The sequence below is a fragment of the Bradyrhizobium yuanmingense genome (assembly GCF_900094575.1).
Classification (GTDB): Bacteria; Pseudomonadota; Alphaproteobacteria; order Rhizobiales; family Xanthobacteraceae; genus Bradyrhizobium; species Bradyrhizobium yuanmingense.
This window is the reverse complement of record NZ_FMAE01000005.1, coordinates 466730-478989: the sequence shown is the minus strand read 5'-3', so window position 1 is coordinate 478989 and position 12260 is coordinate 466730. Positions and strand designations below refer to the sequence as shown.

The window sequence follows — 12260 nt, the reverse complement described above, 5'->3', positions numbered from 1 at the left end:
ACTTTGCGTCGGTGTCGAAAAAGGTTGGTCCTCCGCGCGCGGGGCACGCGCGTGTGCCTGCCGGGCGTCACGACGTGCTGCTCACCGAGCTGATGTTTCCAGGCGAGACCAAGCGCGAGATCGTCATGGAGGCGGGCCGGACGCATTTCTACCTGATCAAGAGCAGCCCCCGGCACGATGCGGCCATGGGCGGCGCCGTGCTCGGCGGTTTGGCCGGACTTGCGGTCGTGTCCGTCGCGACGGCGGGCGAGGCCAATCTCGGTCCGGGCGAGCTCGTCGCGCTGGATGAGGCAACCGCGCGGACGAAGCTCGCGGAGCTGGAAGCCGTCGAGTAGGGCGCGCGGTACGACGACGTGCCTTTGATCGCGCCGGGCGCAGGGGCTCTTTGGCGGGCTGATCTCGAATGCATGCAGGCGGACGCATGTTCGTGCAATCGTCGGGCGCGGAATGACCGGCCTTTCGGCTTGCAGCATAGCGCGCGGTGCAGCAATCATCGGTTGCATCAACTAACATTTGTTATTTCTTCATATCGGCGCACCTATCTTCGCGACGCTTCATTCGTCCACTGACCCGAGGAGACGTCACATGTGCGACAAGTGTTCTGACACTTTGCATCACCAATCTCTGCGCCAAGACTCTCTGCGCCAAGACATCGCGCCGTCGCGGCGATCGGCGATGCTGTTTGGCGCCGCCGCGTTCGGCATGACCTTCGCCGGTGGAGCTTTCGCCAGTGGCGCCTTGGCCAAGGACGCCAAGCAGCCGCCGAAGCCGCAGAACGTGCTGTCGCCCGACGCGTCGCTGAAGCGACTGATGGAAGGCAATGGGCGCTACGTCGCCGGCGTGTCGCGACGTCACGATTTCAAGCACGAGCGCGAGGCGCTGGCCGGCGGACAGAATCCGTTCGCGGCCGTGCTGAGCTGCGCCGACTCGCGCATTGCACCGGAATATGCGTTCGATGCGGGGCGCGGCGACCTCTTCGTCTGTCGCGTCGCCGGAAATTTTGCCGGCACCGAGACCATCGCAAGCATGGAATATGCGGTGGCGGTGCTGAACACGCCGCTGATCCTCGTGCTCGGCCATGATGCCTGCGGCGCGGTCGACGCGACGCTGAAGGCGATCAGGGACAATACGTCGCCGCCGGGGCACATTCCCTCGTTGGTCGATGCGATCGCGCCCGCCGCAAAGGCGGCGATGCAGCAGGGCGGGGACGTGCTCAACAAGGCGATCCGGCAGAACGTGGTCGACAACATCGCCAAGCTGAAGACGGCTGCGCCGATCCTCAATGCGGCCGCGGAGCAGGGCAAGCTGAAGGTTGTCGGCGGCATCTACCGGCTAACCACGGGCACGGTCGATCTGATCGCCCAGGGCTGAACGGGCCGAGGAGCCTTGTGCCGCAGTGCGGTCGCGAGGCTTGCAGGCCTCACGTGGAGGTTCGAGGTTTGACGTGAGGTTTGGCGTGGAGGTTTGAGTTGGGCGGCGGCGCCATGCCGCCGCCTCAATCCGCGCTTTTCGTTCAAGTGCCATTCAGCTGGCCGCGCGCCTGATATGCGGTATATGCGGTGGCTACCTCAACGACAAAAGCAGGCACAAGCCATGCGTGGGACGCTCAAAGTCTTCCTCTGCCTTCTCCTGCCGATGGCGATCCTTGCCGCAGGCGCGCCGCATCAGGCGCGTGCCCAGCAGCAGGAAAAGCGTATCGCGCTCGTGGTCGGCAATGGCGCCTACGCCAAATCGCCGCTGGCGACCACCGCGAACGATGCCGGCCTGATCGCGCAGACGCTACAGGCGGCCGGCTTCGACGTGGTCGGCGCGCGCGATCTCGACGGCGACACGCTGCGCAAGAGCTTGCGCGATTTCATCCAGAAGGCCCAGGCGTCGGGCCCGGGCACCGTCGCGATGATCTATCTTGCCGGCTACGGCGTGCAGCTCGCCGGCGAGAACTATTTCATCCCGGTCGATTCCAACATCAGCCGCGACACCGACATACCGACCGAGGCTCTGCGCATCAGCGACTATGCGCGCCAGCTCGCATCGATTCCGCTCAAGGCCAATATCGTCGTGCTCGATGCAGCCCGTGCGCAGCCCTTCATCGAGGGCGGTCAGCCGATCGCGAGCGGTCTGGCGCTGGTCGAGCCCGAGGCGAACATGCTGATCGCCTTCAATGCCGCGCCCGGCACGGTGGCGCCGGAGGAGCCGGGGCCCTACGGCATCTATGCGCAGTCTCTCGCCGAGATGATCCGCACCGGCGGCCTGCCGCTGCCCGAGGTGTTCGACCGCGTCCGCCTGCGCGTCAACGAGGCCTCCAAGGGCGCGCAGGTGCCCTGGAACGAGCAGAAGATCTCGGCGCCATTCTCGTTCTTCGAGCGCGCGCCCGATGCGCCGCCGGCGGCTGCGCCCGACCAGGTCGCCGCAATCCGGAGCAAGCAGATCCGCGATCTCGGCGTGCAGGACGCCTATGCCGCCGCGCTCGAGCGCGACACGCTGGCGGCCTATGAAGAGTTTCTCGCGGCCTATCCGAACGATCCCCTCGCCAAGCGCGTGATGGCGATCGTTGCCGCGCGCCGCGAAGCCATCACCTGGCGGCGGACCTACCGGACCGACACGCCGGAGGCCTATTGGTCGTATCTGCGCCGCTATCCGCGCGGGCCGCATGCGGCGGATGCGCGGCGCCGCCTTGCGATCCTCACCGCGCCGCCCGAGCCGCCGCCGACCTTCGCGATGATCGACTACGACGTGCCGCCACCGCCGCCGGAGGAGGTGGTCTATGTCGATCGCCCGGTGCTGTATTTCAGCGATCCCGATTTCGGCTTCGCGCCGCCACCGCCGCCGCCGGTCTATTATCTGCCGCCGCCGCCGCCGGATTTCGTCGTGCTGCCGCCGCCGCTGCCGGTGGTCGGTCTGTTCGTGCTGCCGCAGCCGGTGTTCGTGCCGATCCCGGTGTTCGTGAGGCCGCCGGTCTATGTCGCGCCGCCGCCGAACAACATCATCTACCAGAACATCCACAACACCACGGTCATCAACACCGTGATTAACCGCCCGCCGGCGCCGCCGCCGGCCGCGGGGCCGGCGCTCGGATCTGGGATCGGACCTGGCAATCTGGCGCCGGCGGTTGCCGGCCGCGCCACGCCGGCAGGACCGGCCGTGCCGCAGGCGGTCGTTCAGCGCGCCGCCCTGATCCAGCAGGGCAAGGCGCCGATGCCGCCGAGCGCGACCATCCAGCCGACGGCGAGGCCAGGTATCCCGACACCAGCTCCGGCCAATGTCGCGCCTGGCACGACAGCGCCGCCGCCCGCCGGCGCCAAGCTGCCGCAGGCCAATATTGTGCCGCCGCCGGGAGCTCCCGGCAGCCCGCCAGCCGGAGCGGCGCCCGGAGCTGGGACGCCGGGAGGCACACCAAGTCCGACCGCAAACGCTCCCGCCGGCAGTGCCGCTACAACCCCGCAAGCGCTGGCTCCGACCAAGCCGCCGCCGGCCAATACGCTGCCGGTGCCGGGATCTCCGGGCAGCCCGCCGGCCGGAGCGCCGCCCGCGACGGGGACGCCCGGCGGCACGCCCAGTCCGAGCGCGAACGCTCCCGCCGGCAACGCCGCAGCAACCCCGCAAGCGCTGGCCCCGACCAAGCTGCCGCCGGCCAATACGCTGCCCGTGCCCGGCACCCCCGGCGGGCCGCCGCCGGCCAGGGCAGGGGCTGTGCCCGGGACCGTCCCACCCCCTGGCAAGCCCGCCGCGACCGCCACGGCGCCGAGCGGCAACGTTCCGCCGGCGCAGCCGAACGCGGCAACGACGCCCAATCCCCCGCCGGCTTCCGGAACCGCGGCGAGCCCGTCCGCGGCCCTGCCCAGGCCGCCGGGGACAACGACCCCGCCTGTGCCTGACCTGCGCGGCAGGCCGGGCGGGCCCCAGCCGGGCGCTTTGCCGCCGCCGAGCGCGGCCACCGGCAAGCCCGCGGCCCCGACTGCGGTCAAACCCGTGACACCTCCGCCGCCGCCCGTAGCGGCGCGGACACCGTCCGGAGTTCAGGGTCATCGGCCCGCGCCACCGCCGCCGCAGGCCGCCAGGCCCGCCGCTCCGCCGCCGCCTCCTCAGGCTCTGGCAAGGCCGACGCCGCCGCCTCCGCCGCGCGTTGCGCCACCTCCGCCGCCGCGAGCGGCGCCTCCGCCCGTGGCCGTGGCACGGCCGGCGCCGCCGCCACCTGTTGCCCGGCCGGCGCCGCCTCCGCCTCCGCCAGTAATGGCGCGGCCGGCACCACCTCCGCCGCCGGTTGCGCGGCCAGCGCCGCCGCCGCCGCCACCTCCGGTCGCCCGACCGGCGCCGCCGCCGATGGCCGCCGCGCCGCATGCGCCGCCGCGGCCGGCCGGCCCGCCACCGAAGAGCTGCCCCCCGGGCCAGCCCAGGTGTTAGGAGGCGCGAGGGGCAGGGGATGCCGGGATGCGACAGCAGCCTAGAGGCGTCCCCAAAGGCCGTTATTTCCTTGCTTTTGGCCGAAATGGCGCTATATAGCGCGCCATCTCACACGGAAACATGGCTCACAAGGCCGTCCGGTGGCAACCGGGGCGTGAACGCTCCGTTTTGCTCACACGTTTCCGGAGGAACCAACCGGAGAATTAGAACGATGGCACTGCCCGATTTCACTATGCGTCAGCTGCTCGAAGCTGGCGTGCACTTTGGTCACCAGTCTCACCGCTGGAATCCGAAAATGGCTCCGTTCATTTTCGGCACCCGCAACAACATCCACATCGTCGACCTCGCCCAGACCGTGCCGATGCTGCACCAGGCCCTCCAGGCCGTCAGCGACACGGTGGCCAAGGGCGGCCGCATCCTGTTCGTCGGCACCAAGCGCCAGGCGCAGGACGGCGTTGCCGACGCGGCCAAGCGCTGCGCGCAGTATTTCGTCAATTCGCGCTGGCTCGGCGGCACGCTGACCAACTGGAAGACGATCTCGGCCTCGATCAAGCGCCTGCGTCACCTCGACGACGTGCTCTCGGGCGGCGAAGCCAATTCCTACACGAAGAAGGAGCGCCTGACGCTGCAGCGCGAGCGCGACAAGCTCGACCGCTCGCTCGGCGGCATCAAGGACATGGGCGGTCTGCCCGACCTGATCTTCGTGATCGACACCAACAAGGAAGACATCGCGATCCAGGAAGCCCAGCGGCTCAACATCCCGGTCGCTGCGATCGTCGACACCAATTCGGACCCGAAGGGCATCACCTATGTGGTGCCGGGCAATGACGACGCCGGCCGCGCCATCTCGCTGTACTGCGATCTCGTCGCGCGTGCGGCGATCGACGGCATCTCGCGCGCGCAAGGCGATTCGGGCATCGACGTCGGCGCCTCGGCCCAGCCGGTCGCCGAAGAGCTGCCGGCGGCGTCTTCGAGCGGCTTCCAGGGCCTTGCGGGTCCTCGCGGCACTGCCGACGACCTCAAGAAGCTCCCGGGCGTGTCGGGTGCGATTGAGAAGAAGTTCAACGATCTCGGCATCTTCCACTACTGGCAGCTCGCCGAGCTCGACCACGACACCGCGCACACGATCGGCGAGGAAGTCGGTCTGCCGAGCCGCGCGGATGCCTGGGTGGCCAAGGCCAAGGCGCTGACCGCGGAAGCGGAATAGTCAAAAAGAGCGATGGGTTGGCCGGATAGGGTCCGGCCACCATTTCAGTTGACGCGAATTCCTGAGATGGACCGCGGCGGGGCGATTGATGCCGCGCCGCGGCAAACCGGCAGGCACAAAGGATTTTCAACGATGGCAACGATCACAGCTGCGATGGTCAAGGACCTGCGCGAATCGACCGGCGCGGGCATGATGGACTGCAAGGCCGCGCTCACCGAAAACGACGGCAACATGGAAGCGGCGCAGGACTGGCTGCGCAAGAAGGGCCTGTCCAAGGCCGCCAAGAAGTCGGGCCGCGTCGCCGCCGAGGGCCTGATCGGCGCGCTCACCAAGGGCACCAAGGGCGTCGTGGTCGAGGTCAACTCCGAGACCGACTTCGTTGCGCGCAACGGCCAGTTCCAGGGCCTGGTCAAGATGATCGCCCAGGTCGCGTTCGACGTCGGAGCGGACGTCGAGAAGATCAAGGCCGCCAAGGTCGGCGACGTCACGATCGAAACCGCCATCAATGATGCGATCGCCACCATCGGCGAGAACATGACGCTCCGCCGCGCCGCCGCGCTCGAGGTGAGCCAGGGCGTTGTCTCGCACTACGTCCATGGTGCCGTCATCGACGGCGCCGGCAAGATGGGCGTGATCGTGGCGCTGGAATCGCCGGGCAAGGCCGATGAGCTCGCAGCGCTCGGCCGTCAGATCGCGATGCACATTGCGGCCGCCAACCCGCTGGCGCTCGATCCGTCCGGCCTCGATCCGGCCGTGGTCAAGCGCGAGAAGGAAGTACTGGCCGACAAGTACCGTCAGCAGGGCAAGCCCGAGAACGTGATCGAGAAGATCGTCGAGTCCGGCCTCAAGACCTACTACAAGGAAGTCTGCCTGCTCGAGCAGGCCTTCATCCACGACACCGGCAAGTCGGTGGCGCAGGCGGTGAAGGAGGCCGAGGGCAAGGTCGGCGGGGCTGTGAAAATCGCGGGCTTTGTGCGCTATGCTCTCGGCGAGGGAATCGAGAAGCAGGAAAGCGACTTCGCGGCCGAGGTCGCCGCGGCCAGCGGCAAGAAGTAAGCGCCGGAAGTTCCTTCCGGCGTGCCGCCGGAAGCGGCGCCCGGACAAGGAAAGTGCTCATGACTGATCCGGTCTATCGTCGCGTCGTGATCAAGCTGTCCGGCGAGTATCTCGCGGGACGGCAAGGCTTTGGCATCGATCAGCCGACCGTCGACCGGGTTGCGGACGATCTGATCGCGGCCCGCCATCTCGGCACTGAGGTCGCGGTCGTGATCGGTGGCGGCAACATGGTCCGCGGCGTCGAGGTCTCATCCCGCGGGGTGTCGCGCACCACCGGCGACACCATGGGCATGCTCGCCACCATGATGAATTGCCTCGCGCTGGAAGCGGCGATCGAGCGCAAGGGAACGCCGGCGCGGACCCTGTCGGCCTTCGTCATGCCCGAGATTTCCGAGCTGTTCACCCGCACTGCGGCACACAAATACCTGGCCGAGGGCCGCATCGTGCTGCTCGGCGGCGGGACCGGCAATCCGTTCTTCACCACCGACACGACCGCGGTACTGCGGGCCGCCGAGATCGGCGCGCAGGCGGTCCTGAAGGCGACGAATGTCGACGGGGTCTACTCGGCCGATCCGAAGCAGGATCCGACCGCGACGCGGTTCGACCGCCTGACGCATTCGCAGGCGATCGAGGGCGGTTACAAGGTGATGGATGCGACCGCCTTCGCGCTTGCCCGCGAGACATCGCTGCCTATCATCGTATTCTCGATCGCGGAGCCGGGCTCGATCGGCGCGATTCTGCGTGGCGTCGGCCACGGAACCATCGTCGCCGGCTGACGGCTCATCTGGCGCGCCGAACGGACGGTGCGGAGCGGTCGCCGGGATTTTGAAGGAGAAACGTGATGGCCACGGGTAATTTCGATCTCAACGAAGTGAAGCGTCGCATGCAGGGCGCCGTCGCCTCGCTCAAGCACGAGCTCGGCGGCCTACGCACGGGACGCGCCTCCGCCTCGATGCTCGATCCGGTGCAGGTCGAGGCTTATGGCAGCCACATGCCGCTCAATCAGCTCGCCACCGTCAGCGTGCCGGAGCCGCGGCTGATCTCGGTGCAGGTCTGGGACAAGTCGATGGTCAAGGCCGTCGAGAAGGCGATCGTCGATTCCAATCTCGGCCTGTCGCCCGCGACCGAGGGCCAGGTGCTGCGCCTGCGCATTCCCGAGCTCAACGAGGAGCGCCGCAAGGAGCTGGTGAAGGTCGCGCACAAATATGCCGAAGCCGCCAAGGTCGCCGCGCGCCATGTCCGCCGCGACGGTCTCGACGTGCTCAAGAAGCTCGAGAAGAATCACGAGATGTCGGAGGACGACCAGAAGCGTCACGCCGACGAGGTGCAGAAGGCGACCGACGGCACCATCGCCGAGATCGACCAGTTGCTGGCCGCCAAGGAAAAAGAAATCCTCACCGTTTAAGGCACCGCCTTCATGTCCAACGCCGCCGCGCCCGCAACCGAAGGACCCGACAGGTCCGAGGCGCCTGCGCATGTCGCCATCATCATGGACGGCAACGGGCGTTGGGCGGCCGCGCGCGGTCTGCCGCGTGCGGAAGGGCATCGCCGCGGCGTCGACGCGCTGCGCCGCGTGGTGCGCGCCTCGCACGAGCTCGGCATCCGTTATCTCACCATCTTTTCGTTCTCGTCGGAGAACTGGTCGCGCCCGGCGAGCGAGATCGGAGACCTGTTCGGCCTGCTGCGGCGCTTCATCCGCAACGACCTGGCGAGCCTGCACCGCGACGGCGTCAAGGTCCGCATCATCGGCGAGCGCGAGGGGCTCGAGAGCGACATCTGCGCCTTGCTGAACGAGGCCGAGGAGCTGACGCGCGACAATACGCGCCTGACGCTCGTCGTTGCCTTCAACTACGGCTCGCGGCAGGAGATCGCGAAGGCGGCGCAGAAGCTGGCCCGCGAGGTCGCGGAGGGCAGGCGGGATCCTGCCACGATCGACGCCGAGACGCTTGGCGCGCATCTCGACGCGCCCGACATCCCCGACCCCGATCTCATCATCCGCACCAGCGGCGAGCAGCGCCTGTCCAACTTCCTGATGTGGCAGGCCGCCTATAGCGAGCTCGTGTTCGTGCCGATCCATTGGCCCGACTTCGACAAGGCGGCGCTGGAAAGCGCGATCGCCGAATTTGCCAGACGCGAGCGCCGTTTCGGCGGCCTGGTTGCGAAGACCGCCTCGTGAACGAACCCGATCCTGCATCGGCGGGCGCCAAGCCTGCCCCGAGCAATCTGGTGATGCGGGTCCTCGCAGCGCTGGTGCTGGCGCCGCTGGCCATCGCGATCGCCTATGCCGGCGGCTGGTTGTGGGCGCTTCTCGTCACCCTGGTCTCGATCGGGCTGTTCGCGGAATGGCTGATGGTGGTGGGCGCAGCGTCGGCCGCGCTGACCGGGGCAGGGACGGTCGTGATCGCCATGATGGGAGCCTCCGTCGCTTTCGGCGCGCTCAAGACCTCCGTCGTCACCGGCCTCATCGGCGGTGCCATCGTGACGCTGATCGCCCGGGGCAAGTTCTTGTGGGCGGCGAGCGGGTTTGCCTATGCGGCGGCGGCGCTGCTGGCCTCGATCCTGGTGCGCAAGGATCTCGTCAACGGCTTCTCCGCGCTGATGTTCGTGCTGCTCGTGGTGTGGGCGACCGACATCGGCGGCTATTTCGCCGGACGCAGCATCGGCGGCCCGAAATTATGGCCGCGCGTGAGCCCGAAAAAGACCTGGGCCGGCGCGCTCGGCGGCTTTGCGGCGAGCCTTGCGGTCGCGGCCGGCTTCGCCGCCTCCGGGATCGGAAAGCTGATTCCGCTGCTGCTCGTCGGCGCCGTCCTGTCGATGGTGTCGCAGCTCGGCGATCTCTTCGAATCCGCCGTGAAGCGGCGCTTCGGTGTCAAGGATTCCAGTCACTTAATTCCCGGCCATGGCGGGCTTATGGACCGCCTGGACGGATTTGTCGCCGCCATCCTGGCGGCCTGGTTTATCGGCTTTTTCCGCCATGGTGTGCATAGCGCCGGAAGCGGTCTTATGGTTTGGTGAGGATATGAGCGCCGTTCCCTTGCGTAACAACAGGCTTGCTGCGTCCGACATTCGCAGCGTCACGGTCCTCGGTGCCACCGGCTCGATCGGCGACAGCACGATGGATCTCTTGCGCGCCTCGCCCGAGCGCTACCGTGTCGAGGCGCTGACGGCGAACGGCAATGTCGCAGCGCTCGCCAAGCTCGCCAAGGAATTCAACGCGCGCTATGTCGCGATCGCCGACACCTCCAAGCTCGCCGAGCTCAAGGCTGCGCTCGCGGGCACCAGTACCGAATGCGGCGCCGGCGAAAGCGCGGTGATCGAGGCCGGCGCGCGTCCGGCCGACTGGGTGATGGCGGCGGTCAGCGGCGCTGCCGGGCTGAAGCCGGCGCTCGCCGCGGTCGATCGCGGCGCGCATGTCGCGCTCGCCAACAAGGAGTGCCTGGTCTGCGCCGGCGACTTCTTCATGCAGCGCGCGGCAAAAGCCGGCGCCTGCATCCTGCCGGCCGATTCCGAGCACAACGCGCTGTTCCAGGCGCTGAGCTCAGGCAATCGGGACGAGCTCGTCCGCGTCATCATCACCGCGTCCGGCGGCCCGTTCCGGACCTGGAAGCCTGTCGACATCGAGCAGGCGACGCTCGAGCAGGCCCTGAAGCATCCGAACTGGAGCATGGGCCAGAAGATCACGATCGATTCGGCCTCCATGATGAACAAGGGGCTCGAGGTGATCGAGGCGTCCTATCTGTTCGCGCTCTCGCCGGACGAGATCGACGTGCTGGTTCATCCGCAGTCGATCATTCACGGCATGGTCGAGTTTTCCGACCGCTCGGTGGTGGCCCAGCTCGGCGCGCCCGACATGAGGACGCCGATCGCCCATTGCCTCGGCTGGCCCGACCGACTCAAGGGCCCGGCGGCCAAGCTCGACCTTGCCAAGATCGGCCAGCTGACCTTCGAAGCGCCGGACTTCGAGCGCTTCCCCGGACTGCGGCTGGCCTACGAATCGCTCCGGACCGGGAAGGGCGCGACCACCGTCTACAATGCCGCCAACGAGGTCGCGGTGGCCGCCTTCATCGGCGGCAAGATCCGGTTCGGGGCGATTGCCCGGCTAGTCGAGGCGACCCTCGAGGATTGGATCAAAGGCGGCAACCAGGCGCCTCTGACCTCCGCAGACGATGCAATCTCTGTTGACCATGTTGCGCGAAATAGGGCTGCCGCCCTATTGCCTCAAATTGCCTTAAAGGCATCCTAGTTGGTTCGGGACCAGGGCCTTGCGGCGCTGGGTGAGGGAATTCGATGATCGACTTTTTCGTCCATAGTTTCAATACGTTGAGCCATGGGCTCCTCGGCTACGCGGTTCCCTTCCTGTTCGTCCTGACCATTGTCGTGTTCTTCCACGAGCTCGGCCATTTCCTGGTCGCGCGCTGGGCGGGCGTACGCGTGTTAACCTTTTCGCTCGGCTTCGGCCCCGAGCTGGTCGGCTTCAACGACCGCCATGGCACCCGCTGGAAGATCTCGGCGATCCCGCTCGGCGGCTACGTCAAGTTCTTCGGCGACGAGAGCGAGGCCTCGACCCCGTCGGCCCAGACGCTGGCGGCTATGTCGGCCGAGGAGCGCGCCGGCAGCTTCCACCACAAGAAGGTCGGTCCCCGGGCGGCGATCGTCGCGGCCGGACCAATCGCCAATTTCATCCTGGGCGCGCTGATCTTCGCCGGAATGGCGCTCTATTACGGCAAGCCGAGCACGATCGCCCGGGTCGACGGTGTCGTCGCCAACGGCGCGGCGGCTGCCGCCGGCTTCAAGGTGGGCGACGTCGTCATCCAGATCGACGGCAAGCCGATCGAGAGCTTTGCCGACATGCAGCGAATCGTTGCGATGAACGCCGGTTCGGCTCTTACCTTCCAGGTGAAGCGCGACGGCGCCGTCGTCTCGCTGACCGCGACCCCGGCGCTGCTGGAGCGCAAGGACCCGTTTGGCAACAGCCACCGTCTCGGCGTTCTCGGCATCGAGCACAAGTCGCAGGCCGGGGAGGCCTCGACCACCCCGGTCGGCGTCGGCGAAGCGCTCAAGATCGGCGTCGAGCAGGTCTGGTTCATCATCACCAGCACCTTCAAGTTCCTGGGCTCGCTGTTCGTCGGCCAGGGCAATCCGAACGAGGTCAGCGGCGTCCTGGGAATCGCGAAAATGTCGGGGCAGGCGGCCAGCGCCGGGTTCCAGTTCGTGATCAATCTCTGCGCGGTGCTGTCGGTGTCGATCGGCCTTTTGAACCTGTTCCCGATCCCGCTGCTCGATGGCGGCCACCTGATGTTCTATGCGGCCGAGGTGGTCCGGGGCCGGCCTTTGTCCGAGCGGACCCAGGAAATGGGGTTCCGAATCGGGCTTGGCCTGGTGCTGATGTTGATGGTGTTTGCGACCTACAACGACATCCTGCGGATGGCAGCTTCCTGATAGGGGCTTTTTTGTGGCGTTGCTGTTGAGCAACGTCTTGGAATGAAATTGAAATTACGGCGCTTCCGGCCGTTTGCGGCGTCGGCGAAATTGGCTACAAGCGGCCTGAACTTGGGGAATCTCCGGACCGGCGTTGGGGTTGGGTCTGGCAGGGAAT

Annotated in this window: 11 protein-coding genes; all 11 read left to right on the top strand. The window is 67.4% G+C overall.

The features are described from left to right. Positions 1-11 precede the first annotated feature (11 nt). A complete protein-coding gene (locus GA0061099_RS19690; protein WP_225151764.1) occupies positions 12-335 on the top strand; it encodes a DUF2846 domain-containing protein in 324 nt (107 codons plus the stop codon). A gap of 250 nt (positions 336-585) precedes the next feature. Next, positions 586-1371: a carbonic anhydrase gene (locus GA0061099_RS19685; protein WP_036025254.1), complete on the top strand. Its 786-nt coding sequence runs from the start codon at positions 586-588 to the stop codon at positions 1369-1371. Positions 1372-1593: 222 nt separating this feature from the next. Then, the gene (locus GA0061099_RS19680) at positions 1594-4401 is read left to right on the top strand and encodes a caspase family protein (RefSeq protein ID WP_074447995.1); all 2808 of its coding nucleotides are present in this window, start codon (positions 1594-1596) and stop codon (positions 4399-4401) included. Between the two features lie 211 nt (positions 4402-4612). Next, the gene (locus tag GA0061099_RS19675; RefSeq protein WP_036010040.1) at positions 4613-5608 is read left to right on the top strand and encodes a 30S ribosomal protein S2; all 996 of its coding nucleotides are present in this window, start codon (positions 4613-4615) and stop codon (positions 5606-5608) included. A 132-nt stretch (positions 5609-5740) separates the two neighbouring features. Next, a complete protein-coding gene (gene tsf, locus GA0061099_RS19670; RefSeq protein WP_036025250.1) occupies positions 5741-6664 on the top strand; it encodes a translation elongation factor Ts in 924 nt (307 codons plus the stop codon). Between the two features lie 59 nt (positions 6665-6723). After that, on the top strand, positions 6724-7440 hold the full coding sequence (gene pyrH, locus GA0061099_RS19665) for a UMP kinase (protein WP_036010035.1): 717 nt from the start codon (positions 6724-6726) through the stop codon (positions 7438-7440). Positions 7441-7505: 65 nt separating this feature from the next. Then, entirely contained in the window at positions 7506-8069 is a 564-nt protein-coding gene (gene frr / locus GA0061099_RS19660; protein WP_025036556.1) for a ribosome recycling factor, read from the top strand. A gap of 12 nt (positions 8070-8081) precedes the next feature. Beyond that, a complete protein-coding gene (locus GA0061099_RS19655; RefSeq protein WP_036010029.1) occupies positions 8082-8840 on the top strand; it encodes an isoprenyl transferase in 759 nt (252 codons plus the stop codon). After that, a complete protein-coding gene (locus GA0061099_RS19650) occupies positions 8837-9679 on the top strand; it encodes a phosphatidate cytidylyltransferase (protein ID WP_036025246.1) in 843 nt (280 codons plus the stop codon). The genes GA0061099_RS19655 and GA0061099_RS19650 overlap by 4 nt, the downstream gene beginning before the upstream one ends. Before the next feature lie 4 nt (positions 9680-9683). Continuing rightward, positions 9684-10907: a 1-deoxy-D-xylulose-5-phosphate reductoisomerase gene (gene dxr / locus GA0061099_RS19645; RefSeq protein WP_036025243.1), complete on the top strand. Its 1224-nt coding sequence runs from the start codon at positions 9684-9686 to the stop codon at positions 10905-10907. Between the two features lie 44 nt (positions 10908-10951). Next, positions 10952-12103, top strand: a complete 1152-nt coding sequence (gene rseP / locus GA0061099_RS19640) for an RIP metalloprotease RseP (protein ID WP_036010021.1) — start codon at positions 10952-10954, stop codon at positions 12101-12103. The last annotated feature ends 157 nt before the right edge of the window (positions 12104-12260 follow it).